The sequence below is a fragment of the Tsukamurella hominis genome, from assembly GCF_965137015.1.
GTDB classification, from domain to species: Bacteria; Actinomycetota; Actinomycetes; order Mycobacteriales; family Mycobacteriaceae; genus Tsukamurella; species Tsukamurella hominis.
In genome coordinates this window covers 122,925-146,710 of the sequence record NZ_CBCRZG010000011.1, presented here as the reverse complement: position 1 = coordinate 146,710, position 23,786 = coordinate 122,925, and the positions used below count along the sequence as shown (strand labels likewise).

The 23,786-nt window shown below is 72.6% G+C and carries 12 protein-coding genes; 7 read left to right on the top strand and 5 right to left on the bottom strand.

Translation table 11 applies throughout. The features are described 5' to 3' along the window. Positions 1-313: 313 nt before the first annotated feature. Positions 314-4,753 (bottom strand): non-ribosomal peptide synthetase, encoded by a 4,440-nt coding sequence (locus tag ACM9LD_RS15280; protein ID WP_415677460.1) that lies wholly within the window; start codon positions 4,751-4,753, stop codon positions 314-316. After that, positions 4,750-10,233, bottom strand: coding sequence for a type I polyketide synthase (locus ACM9LD_RS15275; protein WP_415677459.1), 5,484 nt, complete (start codon positions 10,231-10,233; stop codon positions 4,750-4,752). Before ACM9LD_RS15275 ends, ACM9LD_RS15280 begins: the two co-directional genes overlap by 4 nt. Positions 10,234-10,643: 410 nt before the next feature. On the opposite strand from ACM9LD_RS15275, the gene ettA reads away from it, so the two are divergent. The 4 genes from ettA to ACM9LD_RS15255 all read left to right on the top strand — a co-directional run bounded on the left by ettA (position 10,644) and on the right by ACM9LD_RS15255 (position 17,876). Next, the gene (ettA, locus tag ACM9LD_RS15270) at positions 10,644-12,317 is read left to right on the top strand and encodes an energy-dependent translational throttle protein EttA (RefSeq protein WP_415677458.1); all 1,674 of its coding nucleotides are present in this window, start codon (positions 10,644-10,646) and stop codon (positions 12,315-12,317) included. Between the two features lie 192 nt (positions 12,318-12,509). Beyond that, positions 12,510-16,730 (top strand): NAD-glutamate dehydrogenase, encoded by a 4,221-nt coding sequence (locus ACM9LD_RS15265; RefSeq protein WP_415677457.1) that lies wholly within the window; start codon positions 12,510-12,512, stop codon positions 16,728-16,730. 67 nt (positions 16,731-16,797) lie between these two features. After that, positions 16,798-17,235 (top strand): acyl-CoA thioesterase, encoded by a 438-nt coding sequence (locus tag ACM9LD_RS15260; RefSeq protein ID WP_415677462.1) that lies wholly within the window; start codon positions 16,798-16,800, stop codon positions 17,233-17,235. Continuing rightward, a complete protein-coding gene (locus ACM9LD_RS15255; protein ID WP_415677456.1) occupies positions 17,232-17,876 on the top strand; it encodes a hypothetical protein in 645 nt (214 codons plus the stop codon). The genes ACM9LD_RS15260 and ACM9LD_RS15255 overlap by 4 nt, the downstream gene beginning before the upstream one ends. Here the strand turns inward: ACM9LD_RS15255 and ACM9LD_RS15250 are convergent. Continuing rightward, complete coding sequence (locus ACM9LD_RS15250; RefSeq protein ID WP_415677455.1) at positions 17,865-18,506, bottom strand: MerR family transcriptional regulator; 642 nt, start codon at positions 18,504-18,506, stop codon at positions 17,865-17,867. The two genes, ACM9LD_RS15255 and ACM9LD_RS15250, sit on opposite strands and share 12 nt — an antisense overlap. An 82-nt stretch (positions 18,507-18,588) precedes the next feature. Between ACM9LD_RS15250 and ACM9LD_RS15245 the strand changes: the two genes are divergently transcribed. Then, on the top strand, positions 18,589-19,074 hold the full coding sequence (locus ACM9LD_RS15245; protein ID WP_415677454.1) for a DUF4188 domain-containing protein: 486 nt from the start codon (positions 18,589-18,591) through the stop codon (positions 19,072-19,074). Between the two features lie 34 nt (positions 19,075-19,108). Here ACM9LD_RS15245 and ACM9LD_RS15240 read toward each other — a convergent pair whose 3' ends face one another. Together ACM9LD_RS15240 and ACM9LD_RS15235 are read right to left on the bottom strand one after the other, a co-directional pair. Further along, positions 19,109-20,707 carry a glycoside hydrolase family 13 protein gene (locus ACM9LD_RS15240; RefSeq protein ID WP_415677453.1) on the bottom strand — a complete coding sequence of 533 codons (1,599 nt, stop codon included), beginning with the start codon at positions 20,705-20,707 and terminating at the stop codon, positions 19,109-19,111. 11 nt (positions 20,708-20,718) lie between these two features. Further along, positions 20,719-21,123, bottom strand: coding sequence for a globin (locus ACM9LD_RS15235; protein WP_224645486.1), 405 nt, complete (start codon positions 21,121-21,123; stop codon positions 20,719-20,721). An 80-nt stretch (positions 21,124-21,203) separates the two neighbouring features. Here ACM9LD_RS15235 and ACM9LD_RS15230 point away from each other — a divergent pair, with 80 nt between their 5' ends. Together ACM9LD_RS15230 and ACM9LD_RS15225 are read left to right on the top strand one after the other, a co-directional pair. Continuing rightward, positions 21,204-23,024 (top strand): PAS domain-containing protein, encoded by a 1,821-nt coding sequence (locus tag ACM9LD_RS15230; protein WP_415677452.1) that lies wholly within the window; start codon positions 21,204-21,206, stop codon positions 23,022-23,024. Positions 23,025-23,172: 148 nt separating this feature from the next. Then, a complete protein-coding gene (locus tag ACM9LD_RS15225) occupies positions 23,173-23,763 on the top strand; it encodes an HNH endonuclease (RefSeq protein ID WP_415677451.1) in 591 nt (196 codons plus the stop codon). Positions 23,764-23,786 lie beyond the last annotated feature (23 nt).

The window sequence follows — 23,786 nt, the reverse complement described above, 5'->3', positions numbered from 1 at the left end:
GGCGGAGCCGGAGGGCGGTCGGGCGGGGCGGACGAGCCGACGGCCGTCGGCCNCGCGGTGGTGGCCACCGCCGGGCGCGCCTGCTGCGGCGGGTCGGCGGGCGGTGACACGCGCGCCGCCGGGCGTGCGGGCCCGGAGGGGAGCGGTCGCGCCACGGTCGGTATGGGCCGGGACGCGGACACCGCCGGGCGGGACGCTCTCATCCGTCCGGTGGGCAGCATCGGCGGGTTGAGGGGCGGCACCGGTGTCCGGCGGCGCCGCTCGCGGAGCGTCGTGGTCGTCCGCTCCACGGGCCCGCGGGGTGTGGAATCGGTCATGACGCCGCGCTCGCCGGGAGATCCAGGGACGACGGCGCCGGAAGGTACCCGCAGTCGATGAACCACTCGAAGTAGCGTCGCAGCAACGCGCCGTCGATCGGAGGGCAGGCGATGCCGGTGCCGGCCAGGCCCTCCCGCACGTTCGCGTCGTCGAAGGTCGCATCGGGCATGTTGTCCAGCGGCGTCGCCGAGAGGAACGGCGCCAGCGCGGCGGCCGTCTCGTCGCCCTCGCGCTCGGCGAGGTCCGCGGCGCGCTCGCACCACCGGCCGAACGGCAGTTCCTCGCCGGCGTAACCGAAGTCGGACATCCACCGGACCAGGTCCGGCACCGCGACCGTCTCCGACGAGACGACGTGGAACGTGCGTCCGGCGAGGTGCTGCTGCCGCGCCAGGTGCGCGATCGCGCCGACCACGTAGTCGACGGGGGTGATGTCGGTCGACATGTCCATCGCCGGCGCCGCGCCCAGGGCGACGCCGAGCCGGATCGTCTGCCACAGGAAGTCCGACAGCTGGCACGCCCCGGTGCGGCTGTGGCCCGCGACGCGGCCCGTGCGGTAGACGAACGTCGGCACGCCCCGTGAACGGGCCTCGAAGACGAGCTGCTCGCCCACCCACTTGGACTGGGTGTAGCCGAAGGTGAAGCGAGGATCCTGGACCGGGCTGCGGTCGTCCTCGGCGAAGACGGTGTCCTGCGGGTACGAGAACCGCGAGAAGACGTAGGTCGTCGACACGAAGTGCACGGGCTTGACGGGGCCGTCGCACGCGAGCGCGAGCACCTGCACCGTGCCGTCGACGTTCGCGGGCTTCAGCGTCGGATAGGGCCGAAGGAAGTTCACGTCGGCGCCGCAGTGCATGATGCCGTCCGCGGTGGCGGCCAGCTCCGCCCAGGCGTCGCCGTCGAGGCCGAGCCGGGGGCGCGTCAGATCGCCCGGCACCGCGACGATCCGGGCGGCGTAGCCATCGCGCCAGATCCCGTAGTCGCGCATCGTCCTCCGGATCCGGTCGAACCCCGCATCGGGCGAGCCGGCGCGGACCAGGCAGTGCATGGTGGCCGACGAGGTGTCCAGCAGCTCCGCGAGGAGGAACGCTCCGACGAAGCCCGTCGCGCCCGTGACGAACAGGTTCCCGGGGTCGGTGACGTCGCGCACGGGCGCGCCCGGCGCGGGCCGGATGTGCTCCGGCAGAACGACCTCGTCGGCGAGGACCAACGAGCTCTCGAAACCCGCGCCGCCCTGTTCTAGGATCGCCGCCAGCCGCTCGATCGTCAGTTCGCCCGCGAACAGGGCGGGCAGGGGCACCACCCGGCCGAGCTTCTCCCGCACCCGGAAGACCAGCTTCGTCGCGAGCAGCGAGTGGCCGCCGAGGAGGAAGAAGTCGTCGCGGACGCCGGGCGCCGTCCGCAACGACAGCAGGTCGGTCCAGATCGCGGTGAGGTCGCGCTCCAGGTCGGTGCGGGCGGCGAGGTACTCGGTGCCGCTCGCGGCGGCCAGCTCCACCGGTGCGCCGCCCCGGGCCGTGAGCGCCTTGCGGTCGATCTTGCGGTTCGGCGTCAGCGGGAAGGCGTCGACGACGGCGAACGCGCTCGGCACCATGTACGGCGGCAGCGTCTCCCGCAGCCTCGCGAGGAGGGCACCGGTGTCGCCCAAGCGTTCCGCCTCGCATTCGAGGTAGGCGGTGATCGCGGCACCGGCCGCGTCCACGGCGGCGATCGCGCGGACGCCGGGCAGCGCGGTCTCGAGGGCGCTCTCGATCTCGCCCAGCTCGACGCGGAAGCCGCGCACCTTCACCTGGGTGTCGATCCGGCCGCCGAACTCGATCCGCCCGTCCCGGAACCGGCGCACCAGGTCGCCCGTCCGGTAGGCGCGGGCGCGCTCCGACCCGGCCAGCGTCACGAAGCGGTCGGCGGTGAGCTCGGGGCGTGCGTGGTAGCCCAGGGTGACACCGTCGCCGATGATGCACAGCTCGCCGAACACCCCGTCGGGGACGGGGGCGCCGGTGGCGTCCGCGACCACGATTCCGGTCCCGCGGATCGGGTGGCCGATCGGGATCGCACCCGCTGCGACGTCGGCCTCGGTGACCCGGTGCACCGTCGACCAGATGGTGGTCTCGGTGGGGCCGTACATGTTCCACAGCTCGTCGGTGCCGGCGAGGAGCCGGCCCGCGAGCACGGCGGGCATCGCCTCGCCGCCGCAGAGCGCCCGCAGTCCGCGGGTGCCGGACCAGCCGGCGTCGAGCAGCAGATGCCACGTGGTGGGGGTGGCCTGCATGACCGTGACCGCGTGCTCGTCGAGCAGCGCAGCGAGCCGGTCGCCGTCGCGGGCGTCGTCACCGTCGGCGATGACGACCCGCGCCCCGGTGGCGAGCGGGAGCAGCAGCTCGAGGATCGCGATGTCGAAGGACGGGCTGGTGACGGCCAGCAGCGTGTCCGACGGTGCCATGCCCGGCTCCGCGCGCATCGCCTCGAGGAAGGTGACGACGTTGCGGTGCGAGACCCGCACGCCCTTCGGGCGTCCCGTGGAGCCGGAGGTGTACAGCATGTACGCGGTGCGGGTCGCGGGATCCTCCGTCGACGGCGCGGGAGCCGCCTCGGCGGTCGCGTCGTCGACGTCGGTGGCGTCGATCCACGGGAGGTTCAGGCCCGGCACCTCGGCCAGGTTTCCGGCGGTGGTGATCAGCGCGGGGATGCCCGCGTCGGCGCAGATGAATTCGAGGCGCTCGGTCGGATAGGCGGGGTCGAGCGGCACGAAGGAGTAGCCGGCCCGCAGCGTCGCGAGCATGGCGACGATGACTGCCGCCGATCGCGGGAGGAGCAGGCCCACCGGCGTCTGCGGCGGTGCATCGAGCCGCTCGGTGATCCGGGCGGCGAGCCGCTCGACCCGGGCGTTCAACTCGGCGTAGGTGATCCGCTCCGCGCCGGCGACGATCGCGGTGCGGTCGGCGGAACCGCGTGCCGCGGCGAGCACGTACTCGTCGAGCGCGGGGGTGGCGGGCTGCGGGGCGGGCAGGTCGGCCGGGACCGGGACGGTCGAGAGCGGCAACGTCGAGATCTCTTTTCCCGTCGAGGAACCGGTCACCGCCTCGAGCACCGCGACGAAGGAGTCGATCAGCGCGTCGGCGGTCTCCTGGTCGAACAGGTCCGCCGCGACGTCGAGCGTGCCGGTCATCGTGGCGGGCGTCGTGGTGACGTTCAGCAGCACGTCGAACTTGGCGCAGCCGTTGTACAGGTCGCGCAGCTGCATCTCGGGCGCGCTGCGGTCCTCCTGCATGTTGAGGATCGCCTGGAACAGCGGCGGGCGCGCGGGGTCGCGGCCGAGATCGAGCGCCGAGAGCACGCGGTCGAAGCGCGCGTCCTGATGCGTGAAGCCCTCGCGCACGGTGGCGTTCACCTGCGCGATGAGGCCCCTGACCGTCTCGCCCGGCTCGAGCGCGACGGGCAGCGCGAGCGTGTTGAGGAACGGGCCGATCACCTGTTCCGACCCCGGCTGGGAGCGCTGCGCAACGGGAACGCCGACGACGACGCCGTCCTGCGCGGACCAGCGGCCCAGGACCGTCGCGTACGCGCCGAGCACCGTCACGAAGGGGGTGACGCCGTGCTCGGCGCTGAACGTGCGGATCGCCGCGGCCTGCTCGGCGGTGAGCGCGAACTCGGTCCGGCGGCCGCGGTAGCTCTGCCGGGCGGGCCGCGGACGGTCCGTCGGGAGGGTCAGCGCGGTCGGCGTGCCGTCGAGCCGCTCGGTCCAGTAGGCGATGTCCGCGGCGTCGGCGTCCGCCTCCGCGCGCTCCCGCTCCCAGAGCGCCACGTCGGCGTACTGGAACGGGACGTCGGGGAGCTGCTGCAGCCGGCCGACGAGCCGTCCGGTGGCGAGCCGGCCCAGCTCGGCGAAGAGGATGCCGGTGGAGTAGCCGTCGGCCACCATGTGGTGCAGTGTGATCTGCACCCACGTGCCGCCGGAGGCGCTGCGCGCGAGGGTCGCCCGCAGCAGCGGCTCGCGGGCGATGTCGAACGGGGTCCGTGCGTCCTCGCGGAACCGGTCCCACATCCGCTCGTCGTCGACACCGTCCAGGAACGCGACCTCGGGCCGCTCGGCGGGTGCGATCCGGGCGACCGGCTCGCCGTCCTCCATGCCGAACCGCGTGCGCAGCACCGGGTGCCGCGCGATCACCTCGGCCAGGCAGTCGGTGAAGACGTCGAGGGGGACGTCGATCGGCAGCCGCGCGACGCCGGACATGACGTGCATGGTCGTGGCGGGGTGGAACTGCTCCAGGAACCACATGTTCTCCTGTGTGGCCGAGAGCCGCACGGCGTCGCCCTCGCGCACGCGGGGCGTGATCGGCGCCGCGGCGGGCGCGGCCGACGGCGCCTTCCCGAGCCGGGCCAGGAGGGCGCGGCGCTGGGCGGGACTGAGCGCCGCCAGGCGGTCTTCGATCTCGGTCATCGGGGGCCTCCGGCGTTGGGTTCGGTGGTCTCGGACTGGGCGAGCAGGGCGGCTACGGCCTCGTCGTCCAGGTCCGCGAGCAGGGACGCGAGGTCGTCGACCTCGGCGTCGGGTTCGACGTCGCCCGCGGAGAAGTCGAGGGTGGCGAGCAGCTCGGCGGCGATCGTCGCCACTGTCGCTCCGTCGAGGAGGAAGGCGATCGACGGGGCGGCGCGGAACTGCTGCTCCACGCGGATCCGCAGCTCGGTGGCGAGCATCGAGTCCACGCCCAGGCGGCCGAGCGGCTCGTCGTCGGGGATGTGCTCCTCCGCCATCCGCAGCACGCGGGACACGGTGAGCCGCACCCCGTCCGCGGCGATCGACGCGCGGTCGTCCGCCGCGGCGGAGCCGAGCCGGTCGAGGATCGACTCGCCGTCTCCCTCCGCGTCGCCCTCCGTCCGGCCGAGGTGGGCGACGAGGGTCGGGGTGAGCGCGTAGCTCTCGATCACGGTGGGCCAGTGCGCGGACACCACGCCCTGCTGCACCTCGCCGGAGCCGAGCAGCTCCGCGAGGAGGTCCATGCCCGTCGCGGGGTCGATGAGGTCGATCCCGCGCTGCCCGTACAGGTCGCGGAGACCGAGGCTGGCGATCATCCCGGCGTCCCACGGGCCCCAGTTGATCGATAGCGCCGGCAGTCCCTGCGCCCGGCGGTAGTGGGCCAGCGCGTCCAGGAAGGCGTTGCCGGCGGCGTAGTTGCCCTGGCCCGGCGACGGAATGACCGCCGAGATCGACGAGAAGAGGGCGAAGAAGTCGAGCGGCTCGCCGGCCGTCGCCTCGTGTAGGGCCCAGGCGCCCAGCACCTTGGGCCGCACGACGCGCTCGACCTGCTCCTGCGTCATCCGGACCAGGATCTGGTCGTCCACCGCGCCGGCGGAGTGGATCACGCCCCGCAGTGCGGGCGCGCCGCGCGACCGGAGCCGCGCCAGGCACGCGGTGAGGGCGCCGGCGTCCGTCACGTCCACGGCCACGACGTGGACGGTCGCGCCCGCCGCCTCCGCCGCGCGGACCGCGACGACGGCGTCGCGCTGCGCGGGATCGGTGAGGTCGTCCCAGGTCTCCCGCGCCGGGAGGCCCGAACGACTGGTCACGATCAGGTGGCCCGCGCCGCGCTCCGCGAGGGCGACGAGCACCAGCCTGCCGAGCGCGCCGAGGCCGCCCGTGACGAGGTAGGAACCGTCGGGGCGCATCCGTGCGGGGATCCGACCGCCGGAGCGGGCCGACGGGTACAGGCGCGCGACCAGCCGCGCGCCGCCGCGGAAGGACACCTGGTCCTCGTCGCTGCCGGTGACGGTGAGCTCGTCGAACAGCAGGGCGGCACTGGCGTCCCGGTCCTGCGGATCGAGGTCCACCAGGCGGGCCTGCAGCCCGCTCAGCTCGTGGTGCAGGACCCGGCCGACGCCGAGCAGCGTGGACTGCAGCAGCCCCGCCGCGGACACGCCGCCGGCGACGGGCTGGGCGCCGTCCGTGACCAGGAAGGTCGGCGCCGCCAGGCCGCGCTGCTCGAGCTCGGCCGCGAGGTGCACCACCGAGAGGACCGCCTCGTGCGCGGTCCAGCGCAGCGGGTCGGGTGCGTCGGGCCGGGCGTCGAGCGACCAGAGGTGGACGATGCCCCGCAGGCCCGCGTCGGGGACCGTGCGGTCCAGCGCGGCGGCCAGGGCCGCGCGGTCGGCGGGCGGCACGGCACCGTCGGCGACCGAGCCCGCGCGGAGCAGCACCGGGGTGCCGCCCGCCGCGGACAGGCGCTCGGCGAGGCCGTCGGCGAGGCCGGTGCCGTCCGCGAGGAGCAGCCACGTGCCCTCGGCCGAGCCGTGCTCGGCGTCGTCCGCGGGTTGCGGCTCCCAGGCCTGCTCGTACACCCAGTCCGTGCCCACGCGCTGCGGCGCCGTGGCGGCGTCGTCGAGGATCCGGACGGTGAAGCCCTCCACCTCGGCGAGGACCCGGCCGTCGTCGGCGGTGACGATCACGTCGCCGCTGATCGTGGCGGGGTCGGGCGAGGTCCGGGCGGTGGCCCGGGCGACGACGGGGCCCTCGGGCCGCCCGTGGATCACCACGCGGTCGACGCCGACGGGAATGAGCTTGGCGCCCTCCGCGCGCTGGAAGGCCAGCGGGAGCAGCAGCTGGAAGGCCGCGTCGAGGACGCTCGGCTCGAGGATCGGCGCGCGGTCCGCCACGGGCTCCGCGGAGACGGCCCGGATCCGCGCCGAAGCGGCGCCGTCGCCGACGGTCACGTCGTGCAGCAGGCGGTACGCGGGTCCGTACGCGAAGCCGGCGTCGCGGAACAGCCCGTACAGTTCGCCCTCCCGGACCGGCGCGCCTGCGATCGGGGCGAGGTCGACGCTGGGCGCGACCGACGGCGCGGGCCGCAGCGTCGCGGTCGCGTGCCGCGCCCAGCGGCCGGCGCCGGGCACCTTGCCGTGGATCGAGATCCGGCCGGAATCGGCGTCGAGGCTGGTGTCGATCAGGTACGTCCCGCCGCCGCCGTGCACCAGCGCGGTCTCGAACTCGACGCCCTGCAGCGTGCACGCCGTGGCGCCGTACTCGTCACGCGCGACCTCCGCCGCGATCTCGAGGTAGCCGGCGCCGGGGAAGAGCGTCGCGCCGTGCACCACGTGATCGGCGAGCGACCGGGGCGCGGTGCCGTCCAGCAGGCGCCGCCAGGCGGGGAGGGCACCGTCGGACCGGTTGCCGAGGTAGGGCTCGACGGTGTCCGCCAGCCGCTCCCGGCGCCCGGCGTCGCCCTCGGACCAGTACCGGCCCGTCTGCCACGGGTAGGCGGGCAGCGGCCGCATCGGGTCGCGGGGTGCGAGTGGGGAGAAGTCCACGTCGATGCCGTGGACCCACAGGTCCGCCAGCGCCGCGGCGAAGGATTCGGCGTCCTCGCCGTCGCGGCGCAGCGACGCGACCGTCGTCACCGAGCGCCCGCCGGCGTCGGCGGCCTCGGCGATCGCCCGGCCCACTACCGCCGTGGGGCCGATCTCGAGGAAGGTCACGGCGTCGTCGGCGAGCATGGCGTCGGCGGCCGCGCCGAACAGCACCGGCCTGCGGATGTTGCCCCACCAGTACGCGGCGTCGTGCGGCTCGGAGCCGTCGGCCGGAACCCGAGCGCCGGTCACCGTCGAGTAGAGGGGGATCGACGGTGCGCCGGGGGTGAGCCCGGCGAGGACCGTGCTGAGCTCCGCCTCGAGCGGGTCCATCGCGCGGCTGTGGTACGGCACGTCGCCGGGAACGAGGCGCGCGAAAACGCCCTCGTCGCCGAGCCGTTCCGCGAGCGACTCCAGGACGGGGAACGCTCCGACGAGGGCCACCGATCCGGGGCTGTTGATCGCGGCGAATTCGACCTCGCCGCGCACCACCTCGGGCAGCTCCGAGGCCGCAGTCTCGCCGAGCGCGACGGCCAGCAGCCGGCCGGTCCCGCTCGCCGTGTGCTGGAGGCGGGCGCGATGCACGATCACGGTGATCGCGTCGGCGAAGGTCAGGGCCCCGGCCTCGAGTGCGGCGGCGACCTCGCCGGCGCTGTGCCCCACGATGAGATCGGGCCGGACGCCGAAGGATTCCCACAGCCGGGTCAGCGCGTACTGCACGCCGAAGTTCGCGATCTGCGCGACCACGGACTCCTGCATGCGGGACGTCGCCTCCGGAGCCAGGAGCTCGGCCGTGAGCGACCAGCCGACGAGCGGCGCGATCGCGGCGTCGCAGCGGTCGATCGCGGCGCGGAAGACGGGGTTGTGCTGCAGCAGGCCGCGCGCCATGCCCCACCACTGCGGGCCCATGCCGGTGTAGACGAAGGCGAGGGGCCGGGCGTCGGCGAGCGCGGATCCCGTCCGGACGGCCTGGTGCGGGGCGCCCTCCGCGGCGGCGTGCAGCGCGTCCGCGGTCGCGGCGGCGTCCGCGGCGATCACCGCGAGGCGCGCGGCGCGGTGGGCGCTGCGCCGGTGGGTGAGCGCTCCGGCCAGCGGCGCTGCGCCCTCGGCCGCCGCGAGTCCGGCGTAGGCGCTCGCGAGCTGCGCGAGGGCGTCCTCGCCGCGCGCCGCGAGGGGCAGCACGACCGCCACCCCGTCGCGAACGACGTCCTCGGCGGGCGCGGCGGGCGCGTCGGCGGTGGGGACGGACTCGAGGATCGCGTGCGCGTTGGTGCCGCCGAAGCCGAAGGAGTTCACGCCCGCGCGTAGCGGCCCGTCGGGGCGGAGCGACGTCGGCTCGGTGGCGATCCGGATCCGCAGCCGGTCGAGGTCGATGGCGGGGTTGAGCGCGTCGAGGTGCAGGTGCCGCGGCACGTGCCGGTGACGGAGCGCGAGCGCGGATTTGATGAAGCCCACGACGCCCGCGGCGGCCTCGAGGTGCCCCAGGTTCGTCTTGACCGAGCCGATCACCAGTGGGCGGTCCGCCGGCCGGTCGGCGCCGTAGATCTCGCCGATCGCGGTGGCCTCGATCGGATCGCCGACCGGGGTGCCGGTGCCGTGCGCCTCGACGTAGTCCACGGAGTCCGCGGCGACGCCCGCGCGGGCGAGTGCGGCTTCGATGGCGCGTTTCTGGCTGTCGCCGTTGGGCACGGTGATGCCGTTCGTGCGCCCGTCCTGGCTGACGGCGGTGCCGAGCACCGTCGCGTAGATCCGGTCGCCGTCGGCGCGGGCCTGCGCGAGCGGCTTGAGCACGACGAGGGCAGCGCCCTCGCCGCGGACGTAGCCGTTGGCCGCCGCGTCGAACGCCCGCGAGGTGCTGGTGGGGGAGAGGAAGCCGCCGGTGGACGCGGCGATGGTGAAGTTCGGGCTGAGCATCAGGTTGACGCCGCCGGCGAGGGCGAGGCCGCTCTCGCCGTTCCAGATCGACTGGCACGCGAGGTGGATCGCGACGAGCGACGACGAGCACGCCGTGTCGACGGACATGCTGGGTCCGAGCAGGTCGAAGGCGTGTGAGATGCGGTTGGACAGCATCGTCATCACGACGCCGGTCGCGGTGTGCGCGGCGACCGTCGGCGGTTCCGCGGCGGACGTGGAGAAGTGCATCTGGCTGTAGTCGAGGGTGAAGCCCCCGGTGAAGACCGAGGTCTGCGAGCGCTCGAGGTCCTCGGCGCGCAGCCCGGCGTCCTCGATCGATTCCCACGCGACCTCGAGCAGGAGCCGCTGCTGCGGGTCCATCGAGCTCGCCTCGACCGGGGAGATCCCGAAGAAGGCCGGGTCGAACTCGTCGACCGGGTCGGTCAGGAAGCCGCCGCGGCGCACCCGGCTCTTGCCCGGCGTGCGTTCGGACTCGTAGTACCGGTCCGTGCTCCACCGGTCGGCGGGGATGTCGACGATCGCGTCGCGCCCCTCGTCGAGCAGCTTCCAGAAGTCGTCGGCGGAGCGCACACCGCCCGGCAGGCGGCATCCGATGCCGATGACGGCGATCGGCTCGCGGTGTGCCGGTTCTCCGCACACCCGGGTTGCACTTACCTCATCCCTCACGACGAATCCCCTATCCCCTGTGGACGATTGCGGTCCGACGGTCGCTCCCCAGCGACCGTGCTCCTACTGTCTCGTTCGGTCCTTAAGGCCGGCTTGTTACGGGCCAGTCGGTGCGGGGGGAGCGGGCGCAGCCGTGGCCGGGCGCACGGCCTCGTCCCGTCCCCGGCGTCCGCTCGACCCGTCGCCACCCGAGTAGATCGCGGCGCCCGGGGGCGGCGCGAGAGTGTCCGACTACTCGATTCCGGAGCCCTGGGCTACCCGGTCCGCTACCCGGTCCCTCCACGCACGACGCGCGCGGTCGTCCGTCCCGGCCCGGTCCGATACCCGCCGGCGGGTGCCGGTCGGTAGTCTGGAGTCGTTTGCCCCCGGCACACCGGTGGGTCGTTTTCGCGTGAGACAGGGCAGGGACTGTGGCTGAGTTCATCTACACCATGAAGAAGGTGCGTAAGGCGCACGGCGACAAGGTCATCCTCGATGACGTGACGATGTCGTTCTACCCGGGCGCGAAGATCGGCGTGGTCGGCCCGAACGGCGCGGGTAAGTCGTCGATCCTCAAGATCATGGCCGGCCTGGACCAGCCGTCGAACGGCGAGGCCTTCCTGGACCCGGACGCCACCGTCGGCATCCTGATGCAGGAGCCGCAGCTCGACGAGACCAAGACCGTCAAGGAGAACGTCGAGGACGGGCTCGGCCAGACGATGGTCAACCTGCGTCGCTACAACGAGGTCGCCGAGCTTATGGCCACCGACTACACCGACGAGCTCATGGAGGAGATGGGCAAGCTGCAGGAGCAGCTCGACGCCGTCGACGCGTGGGAGGTCGACTCGCAGATCGAGCAGGCCATGGACGCGCTGCGCTGCCCGCCGGGCGACTCGCCCGTCACAAACCTCTCCGGCGGTGAGAAGCGCCGCGTCGCGCTGTGCAAGCTGCTGCTGAGCAAGCCCGACCTGTTGCTCCTCGACGAGCCCACCAACCACCTCGACGCCGAGTCGGTGCTCTGGCTCGAGCAGCACCTCGCGAGCTACCCGGGCGCCGTCCTGGCCGTGACCCACGACCGGTACTTCCTGGACCACGTCGCGCAGTGGATCTGCGAGGTCGAGCGCGGCAAGCTGCACGGGTACGAGGGCAATTACTCCACCTACCTGGAGAAGAAGGCCGAGCGCCTCGAGGTGCAGGGCAAGAAGGACCAGAAGCTGCAGAAGCGGCTCAAGGAGGAGCTCGCCTGGGTCCGCTCCGGCGCCAAGGCCCGGCAGACCAAGAACAAGGCCCGCCTCGAGCGCTACGACGAGATGGCGGCCGAAGCCGAGAAGCACCGCAAGCTCGACTTCGAGGAGATCCAGATCCCGACGCCGCCGCGCCTGGGCAACGTGGTCGTCGAGGTCAAGAACCTGGACAAGGGCTTCGACGGCCGCGTCCTCATCAAGGACCTGAGCTTCACGCTGCCGCGCAACGGCATCGTCGGCGTCATCGGCCCCAACGGCGTCGGCAAGACGACCCTCTTCAAGACCATCGTCGGCCTGGAGAGCCCGGACTCGGGCGACGTCAAGGTGGGCGAGACGGTCAAGCTCAGCTACGTCGACCAGAACCGCGCCAACATCGACCCGAAGAAGACCGTCTTCCAGGTGGTCTCGGACGGGCTCGACTACATCACGGTCGGCCAGAACGAGATGCCCGCCCGCGCCTACGTGAGCGCGTTCGGCTTCAAGGGCCCGGACCAGCAGAAGCCCTCCGAGGTGCTCTCCGGCGGTGAGCGCAACCGGCTGAACCTGGCGCTCACGCTGAAGGAGGGCGGCAACCTGATCCTCCTCGACGAGCCGACCAACGACCTGGACGTCGAGACGCTCTCCAGCCTGGAGAACGCGCTCGAGCAGTTCCCCGGCTGCGCCGTGGTGATCTCCCACGACCGCTGGTTCCTCGACCGCACCTGCACGCACATCCTGGCGTGGGAGGGCAACGTCTCCGAGGGCCAGTGGTTCTGGTTCGAGGGCAACTTCGAGGCGTACGAGGCGAACAAGATCGAGCGCCTCGGCGCGGAGGCGGCGCGCCCGCACGCCGTGACGCACCGCAAGCTCACGCGCGACTGATCTCGGTCCGACAACGACGACGCCCCCGGCCCCGCGCCGGGGGCGTCGTCGTTCATTACTCGCCCGTAGCCCCCACCCCCACCGTAATGTGGTGCCCGGAGCTCACTGGCTCCGTCACACCATGGCAACGGCGCCGCGTGCTGACCCGGCATTTGGCGTGCGCTGCCACGACCCCGCAGGAGGAGCACGCCCGTGGCGCAGTCCGCGATCGATCCGTCCGTCTTCACTCGCGTCGCGTCCGTCGTGGCCGCGCAGCCGCCCGGAAGGTCACCGTCGGACTTCGTGGCCTGGCTGTCCGAGGACAACGCCCGGATCCTCGGCTCCCGGGTCGACGGTGACGGCTCCGGCGTCCTCGCCGAGCCCGACGCGAAGCTGCAGGCCGTGATCGACGCGATGCCCGCGCCCGAGCCCGGCGCGATCGCCGTCGTCGAGCTGGCGCAGCCGCTCGGCGATGCGGCGGGCTCGCCGTTCCTCCTGGCCGCGGCGCCGTCGGACGGCGGCCCCGTGGAGCTGTTCGCGATGGCCCTCACGGTTCTCGGCCTGCACCACAACGTCTTCGGCATCCCCATGGTCGGCGCGAAGATCGAGCGCGTGCTCGCCCGGATCGGCGTGGACCGCTCCGACCCGGCCAACCAGCGCCTCATGGAGTACATCCAGACCTACCCGCGCCTGCGGCTCGTCGTCGCCGACGAGGACGAACTGGCCCGCGTCTTCGGCGCCCTGCGCGACCTGGGCGACGACGACCTGGCGCTGTTCCTGCGGACCGACAAGCTGGCGCGGTTCGCGCGCGCCCTCGTCTACCTGCCCCGCGACCGCTACACCTCGCGGGCCCGCGGCGTCCTGATCGACGTGCTCGAGGACGAGACCGGCATGCACGTCGACCGGTTCACCGCCCGCGTCACCGAATCGGCGATCGCCCGGATCCAGTTCGTGCTGCTGCCCCGCGGCGACGACACCGTCCCCGTCTTCCAGGCCGCCGACGAGGCGCGGATCCGCGCCCGGCTCGGCGACGTGAGCCGCACGTGGGACGAGGACGTCCTCTCCGCCGCCGCGGCCGCCGGCGCGGACGCCGCGACCGTCTCCGCGTACCTCCCGGGCATCTCGCCCAACTACAAGGAGGACCAGACCCCCGAGGTCGCGCTGCTCGACATCAACCGCATCGCGGCGCTCCCCGCGCAGGGCAGCGACCTGGTCTTCTACGACCCGCCGGAGGGCCGCAGCGCCAACCTCGGGTTCACCATGTACATGACGGGCGGGCAGGTCACGCTCTCCCAGGTGCTGCCGGTCCTGCAGTCCCTCGGCGTGGACGTGCTCGACGAGCGGCCCTACACGGTCCGCCGGCCCGACGGTGCGCTGTGCTCGGTCTACGACTTCGGGCTGCGGGTCTCGCCCGTGCTGCGGGCGACCGCGGCCGAGGGCGTCGCCGAGGCGGATCTCCCGGCGCACCTGGCGCGCCTGCGCGGGCTGGCGAGCGAGGGCGCCGCCGCCGTGTGGCGCGGCGAGGCCGAGGTCGACCGGTTCAACGAGCTGATCTTCGCGTTCGGCCTCGACTGGCGCAGCGTCGCGCTGCTCCGCGCCATCGGCCAGTACCTGCGGCAGTGCGGTTTCCCGTACAGCCCGGGCCACATGGCGCAGGTGCTGCTCGAGCACCGCGACGCGGTCCTCGCGCTGGGCCGGCTCTGGACCGCGACCTTCGACCCGATCGCGGCGGACTCGGACGCGGCGGAGGCGGCGGAGGCCGACCTCAAGGCCGCGTTCGCCGCCGTGACCAGCCTCGACGCCGACCGGATCCTCCGCGCCTACCTCCACGTCGTGCAGGCGGCCGTGCGCACCAACTTCTACGCCGACAAGCCGGTGATCTCCATCAAGCTGGAGCCGGGTCGCATCCCCGAGGCGCCCAAGCCGCGCCCGCGGTTCGAGATCTTCGTGTACTCGCCGCGCGTCGAGGGCGTGCACCTGCGGTTCGGGATGGTCGCCCGCGGCGGGCTGCGCTGGTCGGATCGCCGGGAGGACTTCCGCACCGAGATCCTCGGCCTGGTCAAGGCGCAGGCGGTCAAGAACGCCGTCATCGTGCCCGTGGGCGCCAAGGGCGGCTTCGTCGTGAAACAGCCGCCGGAGGTCACCGGGGACGCCGCCGCCGACCGGGACGCGCAGCGCGCCGAGGGCGTCGCCTGCTACCGCATGTTCATCTCCGGTCTGCTCGACGTGACCGACAACCTCGGCCCCGACGGGGACGTGCTCCCGCCCGAGCGCGTGGTGCGCCGGGACCCCGACGACACCTACCTGGTGGTCGCCGCGGACAAGGGCACCGCGTCCTTCTCGGACATCGCCAACGACGTCGCGGCGGGCTACGGCTTCTGGCTCGGCGACGCCTTCGCCTCCGGCGGCTCCGAGGGCTACGACCACAAGGGCATGGGCATCACCGCCCGGGGCGCCTGGGAGTCGGTCAAGATGCACTTCCGCGAGATGGGCGTCGACACGCAGTCCGAGGACTTCACGACGGTCGGCGTGGGCGACATGAGCGGCGACGTCTTCGGCAACGGCATGCTGCTCTCCGAGCACATCCGCCTGGTCGCCGCGTTCGACCACCGCGACATCTTCCTCGACCCGAACCCCGACGCCGCCACCGGTTTCGCCGAGCGCGAGCGCCTGTTCGCGCTGCCGCGGTCGTCGTGGAAGGACTACGACACCACGAAGATCAGCGAGGGCGGCGGGGTCTTCAGCCGCGACCAGAAGTCGGTGCCGATCAGCCCGCAGGTGCGCGCGGCGCTCGGCCTCGCCGCCGACGTCACCGAGATGACCCCGCCGGAGCTCATGCGCGCGGTGCTGCTGGCGCCCGTCGACCTGCTGTGGAACGGCGGCATCGGCACGTACATCAAGGCGTCCACCGAGACCAACCTGGACGTGGGCGACCGCGCCAACGACGCGATCCGCGTCGACGGGCAGGAGGTGCGCGCCAAGGTGGTCGGCGAGGGCGGCAACCTGGGCGTGACCCCGCTCGGCCGCATCGAGTTCGACCGCGCCGGCGGCCGGATCAACACCGACGCCATGGACAACTCCGCGGGCGTGGACTGCTCCGACCACGAGGTCAACATCAAGATCCTGCTCGACCGGCAGATCGCCGCGGGCGCGATCCCCGCGGGCGAGCGACACGACCTGCTGGTCTCGATGACGGACGACGTCTCGCGCCTGGTGCTCGCCGACAACGTCTCGCAGAACACGGCGCTCTCGGTCGAGCGCTCGCTCGCCCCGAAGATGGTCGACGTGCACGCGCGGATCCTCGCGGACCTGTCCCGCAACCGCGGCGTCGACCTGCGCCTGGAGGCGCTGCCGACCCGCAAGGAGACCGACAAGCTGCAGGCCGCGGGCCTGGGGCTGAGCTCGCCGGAGCTGTCGAACCTCATGGCCCACGTCAAGCTCGCCGTCAAGGACGACGTGCTGTCCGGGGACCTGCCGGACAACGACGTGCTCGTCGCGAAGCTGCCCGAGTACTTCCCGGACCGGCTGCGCGAGCGCGCGGGGGAGGCCGTCTTCGCGCACCCGCTGCGCCGGGAGATCGTCGCCACCCAGACGGTCAACGAGATGGTCGACAACGCGGGCGTCAGCTTCGTCTACCGCCTGGCCGAGGAGACCGGGGCCGGCGCGGCGGACGCGGTGCGCGCCTTCGTCGCGGTGAGCCGCGTCTTCGACCTGCCGCGCACCTGGGCGGAACTCAAGGAGGTGCCCGTCTCGGCGGGCGAGACCGCGGCCCTGCTCGCGGAGAGCCGCCGCGTACTCGACCGCGGGGCCCGGTGGATGCTCACCAACCGGCCGCAGCCGATCGCGATCGGCGCCGAGGTCAACCGATACGCCGACCGGATCGCCGCGCTGTCCGCCGCCATGGGCTCCTGGGAACTGCGCTACGACCGGCACGCTTGCGCCTCGTCGGAGCGCGCGATCGCGGCGGGCGTACCGGAGGAGCTGGCGTACACCGTCGGCCGCGCGCTGTACCGGTTCAGCCTGCTGGACGTCGTGGACATCGCGGACATCGCCGAGCGCGAGGACGACGAGGTGGGGCAGCTGTACTTCGCCCTCATGCAGCGCCTGCGGGTGGACGAGATGCTGGCCGCCGTCGCCGAACTGCCGCGCGGCGACCGGTGGAGCGAGATGGCGCGTCTCGCCCTGCGCGACGATCTGTACGGCGCGCTGCGGGGGCTGACGATCGAGGTGCTCAACTTCACCGATCCCGCCGAGCCGGCCACGCAGAAGATCGGCGACTGGGCCTCGCACAACGCGCGTCGGCTCGAGCGGGTCGGCGCGCTGCTCGGCGAGATCCTCGATCCCGCCGACGGCACCAGCCCCATCGCCAACGACGAGTCGCGGCTGTCCGTCGCGACCCGCGCGTTGCGGTCGCTGCTGCGGCACGTGGGGTAGCCCCGGGGCGGTCCGCTAGCGTGGAGCCGTGACCGAATACAGCTTCACCGCGGCGGGCGTCACGGGCGTGCGCACCGTCGCCGACGACGGCGGCGCGAGCCTGACGGTGCCCGTGGACGTGCGCTGGTCCGACATGGACGTCTACCAGCACATCAACAACGCGCGCATGGTGACGCTGCTGGAGGAGGCGCGGATCCCGCTGCTCTTCGCGCCGGACGCGCCCACGCGCGACCTGCTCGACGGCCTGCTGCTGGCCAAGCTGGAGGTCGAGTACCGCGGACAGCTGCGGCACCAGGACTCGCCGCTGGAGATCACGCTGTGGACCTCCGCCGTGCGCGCGGCGGACTTCGTGGTGCACCACGAGGTCCGGCCCGCGGGCGCCGCGCTCGACACCGCGCCCGCGGTGGTCGCGCAGGTGCGGCTCGCCGCCTTCGACGTGGCGGAACAGCGCGTGCGGCGGCTGTCGGGGGAGCAGCGCGACTACCTGAAGTCGTTCTCCCGGTGAGCGATCGACGCCTGACGGTGTCGGGCGCGGGGCCGCGCTCGAACCTCGCGGCCTTCGTCACCCGCCTGCTGCGCACCGACGACTCGGCCGTGATCCGCGTGCGGCGCCGCGACGAGCAGCATGTGGAGGTCTGGGGGAGGACGGGCTTCGGGGTGCTCGCGGTGCGGGTGCTGACAGGGTCCGTCGCGCCGGAGTCGCTGGTGTGCAGCGCCGCGACCGTGCTCGACTCCCTGCGTGCGGCACCGTCGGACGAGGGCGGCTACGTGGACGTGGGCTTCGCCCTGGACTCCGCGTGGCGCGGGGCCCTGCCGCCCGCGACGGGTTTCGCGCACATCGACGACGTTCCGGCGCAGGCGCTCCGCGCGGTCGCGGCGCGCGGCGTCGAGGTGGGCCGCGAGACCGGCGGTCCGGCGGGCCCGCCCGCGTCCCTGCTCGACTCCGAGGTGGTCAGCGTGAGCACCGACGGGGCCACCGTGCCGATCAGCCTGCGCACCGCGTTCGCGTTGGAGGCCATGGGATTCGCCGCGGACGGCCCCGACGAGCCGGTCCGGGTCTCCGCGTCGACGACCTGGGTGCGGGTGGACGCGCGGTTCGGCTCCTTGTACCAGCGACGCGAGGCTGGGCCGGGGCTACTCGTCTGAGTCCTTCTCCGCGCGCGTGGCCGCCTCGTAGAGCTGGGCGGTCCGGTTCTGTTGCGCGAGCCGGCGCAGCGTCTGCAGCACCTTGTCGGAGAGCACCGTGCCGACGATGGCCGTGCGCAGCGCCTGCGCGTCGTCCCCGGTGAGCGTGTCGAGGTCGGACGCGGCCACCGTCTCCGCCGCGTCGGCCCAGCGCTCCAGGGTCTCCCGGCCGCCCACGTCGCACGTGTCGGCGAGCGCTTTGAGTTGCGCGCCGAGCTGCGGCAGCAGCACGTCGCCGTCCTGGATCCGCCAGCCGCGTTCCTCGACGAAGGCGGTGGCCAGGGCGGTCCACTCGGCGTCCTCGTCGAACTGCGCGGCGTCCATGAGCGCCTCCTGCGCGACCCCGAGCAGCTCGTGCCGCGGCACCGTCGGGCTGTCCAGCGCGTCGATCACCCGCCGGACCTGGGCGAGGGAGAGGCCGCCGGAGTCGACCAGCGCGCGGATCAGCCGCACCCGCTCGACGTGGGCCGGGCCGTACTCGGACTGCGTCTTGGTGACCGGCTCGCCGGGCGCGAGCAGCGACTCCCGGAGGTAGTACTTGAGCGAGGCGGTGCTCACGCCGGTCTCCGTGGAGAGTTCCGACAATTTCATCCCTTGATCTTGACACGGGATAGCTTCACTCTCCAATATGGGTAGTGGCACTATCCAAGATGGCTCCGGCAGGGAGATACTCATGAACCACGATCTGCAGACCGATACCCACGACGGCGACCTGGTGGTGTTCCTGCTCGGCATGCGCCCGCGGCGCACCTGGCGGCTGGGGCAGGCGGCGTTCGTCGGGCGCTCCCTGCGCAAGATGCAGGCCGAGATCGAGCGCGACCGCAAGCGCGGCGGCGCGCTCGGCTACCTGGGCGGCTTCAAGGCGATCGCGCCGGGCGGCCCGCTCCTCGTCCAGTACTGGCGCAGCTTCGAGGATTTGGAGACGTATTCGCACTCCACCGATTTCGCGCACCGGCCGGCGTGGCTGCAGTTCTACACGATGGCCCACGCCGAGGGCCGTTCGACCGTCGGCATCTGGCACGAGACCTACCGGGTCCCGGCGGGTGCGCACGAGTCGATCTACGCGGACCTGTCGGCCCCGTTCGGGCTCGCCGCCGCCGTCGGGGCGCAGCCTCTGGCCCGACGGGGCCGGACCTCGCGGGAGCGGATCGGCGCCTGAGGCGCCGGGGCTGCCCGAGGGCCCGCCGTCCGAGTCAGGCCAGCCAGCAGGCGGCGTTCGGCGGCAGCAGACCGTCGACCAGCGGTGCGCTGGTGAGGATGACCTCGCCCCCCGGCAGCTCGACGGGGCCGTCCGACGCGTTGAGCACGCAGGTCAGGCGGCCGTCGATGCGCCGGAAGGCCAGCGCGCCCGGCCGCGGCGAGCCGTACCACTCGATCGCGTCGCCGCGGAACTCCGGCCGCATCCGGCGCAGCTCGATGGCGGTGCGGTAGAGCGTCAGCGTCGAATCGAGGTCCTCGAGCTCGGCCTCGGCCGTGAGGTCCTTCCAGTCGTCCGGCATCGGGAGCCAGGTGTCCGGGTTCGTCGAGAAGCCGTACGGCGGCAACGTTCCCTGCCAGGGGAGCGGCACCCGGCAGCCGTCGCGGCCGCGCTCGGTGTGCCCCGACCGCTCCCAGGTCGGGTCCTGGAGCGCCTCGTCGGGCAGGTCGACGTTCGGCAGGCCCAGCTCGGAGCCGTTGTAGAGGAACGCCGTTCCCGGGAGCGCCAGCTCCACCAGGATCATCGCCCGCGCGCGAGCAGTCCCCAGCGCGCCGCCGCCGAACCGGGTCACCTCGCGCGGCACGTCGTGGTTGGAGAGCGTCCATGTCGGGATGCCGTTCACCGATTCGACCGCGATCAGCGAGTTGTCGATCGCCTCGCGGATCTCACGCGCGTCCCACTCCGCCTCCGCGAGCCGGAAGTTGAATCCCAGGTGCAGCTCGTCGGGCCGGATGTACTCGGCGAACCGATCGTTGTCCTTGACCCAGATCTCGCCGACGGTCACCCGGCCGGGGAACTCGTCCATCACCCGGCGGATGCGCCGATGAATCGCGTGTACGCCGGGATCGTTGAACCGCAGGTCGTTCTCGTCGTTGTCCATGATCTGGTTGTTGACCAGGTCCATGTCCGGCAGGCCCGCGGGCTTCGCCATGCCGTGCGCCACGTCGATCCGGAAGCCGTCGACGCCGCGGTTCAGCCAGAACCGCAGGGTCTCGGCGAGGTCCTGGAAGACGTCCTCGTTCTGCCAGTTCAGGTCGGGCTGCTCGGGCGCGAAGATGTGCAGGTACCACTGGCCGGGGGTGCCGTCCGGCTCCGTGACGCGATGCCATGCCGGGCCGCCGAAGATGCTGGGCCAGTTGTTGGGCGGCTCGTCGCCGTTCGGCCCGCGGCCCTCGCGGAAGACGTACCGGTCCCGCTCCGGGCTGCCGGGTCCCGCGGCCAACGCCGCCTGGAACCACGGGTGCTGGTCGGACGTGTGGTTCGGCACCAGGTCCATGGTCACGCGGATCCGGTGGGCGTGCGCCGCTGCGATCAGCTCGTCCATGTCCTGCAGGGTGCCGAACAGCGGGTCGATGTCGCGGGGATCGGCGACGTCGTAGCCGTGGTCGGCCATGGGGGAGCGCATCACGGGCGAGAGCCACAGCGCGTCGACCCCGAGCAGCTCCAGGTAGCCCAGCCGGTCGATCACACCGCGCAGATCACCGACTCCGTCGCCGTTCGCGTCCGAGAACGACCGGGGGTAGACCTGGTAGAAGATCGCGTCCTTCCACCACGGGGCCTCGACGTAGTGGGGTGTGCGGACGGGTGGCGTCATCTCACTCCTGTTCAAGCGCCCATGGGGGTGTTCACGAGCATCTGTGCGGCCATCTCACAGTAGTTCCTGAGCTGCTGCTTGCGATCCGGGCTCATCCGCGCGTCGTCGATCGAGGCGATCGCCACGTCCATGCACCGCAGCCACGCGTCCCGCTCGATCTCGGTGATGCGGAAGGGCACGTGCCGCATCCGAAGTCGCGGGTGTCCGCGCTGCTCGGAATAGGTGCGCGGCCCGCCCCAGTACTGCTCGAAGAACATCCGCAGGCGCACCTCGGCGGGGCCGAGGTCCTCCTCCGGGTACAGGGGACGCAGCAGCTCGTCGCGCGCCACCTCCTGGTAGAAGCGGTGGATCAATTCCGCGAAGGTGTCCGCCCCGCCGACGGCGTCGTAGAAGCTCTGCTGGTCCGGCGTGCTCACGCCCTCCAGTCTTGCACGGGGCGTCGCGACGACCCGTCCGCGGTTCACGGTGACAACCGACTCGGATTACTGTCGGGGCGGTGAGCGAGGAATCGATCGATGCCGACGACGGCGCCGAGGTCCGGCGCCTGCGTGAGCGCGTCGCATCCCTGACCGCCGAGCTCGAGGACGCCCGGCGCTCCCTGCCGATGTTCCGGGCGATCGCCGAGGCCGCGACCGACCTCATCTACGTCAAGGACCTCGCCGGCCGCTACCTGTTCGTCAACGACGCCGTCGCCCGGCTCTACGGGGTTAGAGTCGCCGACTTCCTCGGCAACGACGACCGGCAGATGTTCGACCCGGCGGCGGCGGCACAGCTGCGGGAGACCGACCGGGAGATCATGCGCACCGGGGTCGGGCAGGAACTCGAGGAATCGACCACCGTCGACGGCCTGGCGCGGACCTTTCTGTCCACGAAGTCCCCCTACCGTGACGCGGACGGCGAGATCGTCGGGTTGATCGGCGTGTCCCGCGACATCACCGACGCCCGTAGCACGGCGGAGGAGATCGCCCGGCTGCGCGCGCTGCAGGCCGCCGCGACCGCGGCGGCGACGGCGGACGCGACCGATGCGGTCGACCTCGCGACCTTCCGCACCTTCCAGGCCATCGCCGACGCCGCGCCCGATTCCGTCTACGTCAAGGATCGTCAGGGGCGGTTCGTGTTCCTCAACCGCGCCGCGCTGCGGGTGCTGCAGGCGACGGAGCTGCCGATCGGGGAGGTCCTCGGGAGCACGGACGACGACTTCCTCGACGCCCGGGCGGCCGCGCGGATCATGGATGCCGACCAGGAGGTCATGGAGACGGGCATCGCGCAGGAGATCGACGAGTCGGCCATGGTCGACGGGCGCCCGCGGACCGTCCGGTCGCTCAAGGCGCCGTACCGCGACGAGTCGGGGCGGGTGATCGGCCTGGTCGGGGTCTCCCGCGACGTGACGGCGAGCCGGCAGCTCGAGGCCCGCCTGCTGCGCGCCGAGGCGCGCTGGCAGTTCGCGCTCGACACCGTCGGCGAGGGGATCTGGGACTGGGATATCGCCTCGCGCGAGGTCTTCTACTCGCCGAGGTGGAAGAGCATGCTCGGCTACGCGGAGGACGAGATCGGGGACACGACGCTCGAGTGGGAGAGGCGGGTGCACCCCGACGATCTGGAGTCCGCGCTGCGCGCCATGAACCGGCACATGCGCGGGGAGACGGCGGAGTACAGCTGTGAGCACCGGATCCGGACCAAGTCGGGCTACTACCTCTGGGTGCGCGGCCGCGGCCGCGTCATCGAGCGCGCCGAGGACGGCGCGATCGTCCGGATCATCGGCAGCCAGACCGACGTCACCGCCGAGGTCATCGAGCGCCGTGCCCTCCAGGACGCCGCGGAGGAGCTGGGGCGGCTCGCCGAGATCGATGAGCTGACCGGGATCGCGAACCGGCGCGGCTTCGGCCGCGCGCTCGATTCCGCCCTGCGCGACGCCGCGGAGAGCGGGGACCTCGTGCACCTCGCCCTCATCGACGTCGACGGCTTCAAGAGTTACAACGACACGCACGGACACGTGGTCGGCGACCACGTACTGCGCGAACTGGCGGCGGTGATCGCACGCATCCCGTCGCGCCGGGGTGAGGTGGCCGCGCGCTACGGCGGCGACGAGCTGGCTCTCCTCCTCGTGGGCGACGTCGACCTTCCCGCGGTGCTCGAATCCGCGCGGCGCGACATCCTCGCGCTCGGCCTCGCGCCGAACGGGCTGCCGGTGTCCGTCAGCATCGGCGGTGTCTCCGCGGCGGCGTCGACGACGGCGCCGGGCCTGCTGCTGCACGAGGCGGACCGTCGGTTGTATCGGGCGAAGGCCGAGGGGCGGAACCGGGTCGTGGCCGGTTAGGTCACCTCGCGTTCACCCGCTATCCGCTGATTCGCCTCGGGAAATGCGCGGAAATCACCGTGCGGATCACGGTCGTCCGTGGTGCACTACTAGAGGCGAAGGGACCTCGGCCGACCCGGCGGGGTCCGCGCGACGGTGAGGAGTGTCGATGAAGCGAACGCACGCCGCGGGTGGCCCCGCGACCACGGCGCTCGCCGACGACTCCCGTTCCGGCGGTGCCGTGTGGGGCAAGCGCCGCGTGCTGCTGCTCAACGCCACCTACGAGCCACTGACGGCGATCTCGATGCGGAGGGCGATAGTCCTCATGCTCAGGGATAGGGCCGACGTGGTCCACGACGATCCGAACGGTCCGCTGGTTCATTCAGCGGACCGTTCGCTGTCTGTGCCGTCGGTCATCCGGTTGCGGACCTACGTCCGCGTGCCCTACCGGGCCCAGGTGCCGATGACGCGGGCGGCGCTGATGCACCGCGACCGGTTTCGCTGCGGCTACTGCGGCGGCAAGGCCGACACCATCGACCACGTGCTGCCGCGCTCCCGCGGAGGCGGTCACGGCTGGGAGAACTGCGTCGCGTGCTGCGCGTCCTGCAACCACCGCAAGGCGGATCGGCTGCTGTCCGAAATCGGCTGGAAGCTGCGCACCGAGCCGCGGGCGCCGCAGGGCCGGCACTGGCGTCTCCTGTCGACGCTCAAGGAGGTCGACCCGATGTGGAGTCGGTATCTCGACCTCGATGCGGCATAGGCTAAGTTGTTCCCAGACCGACC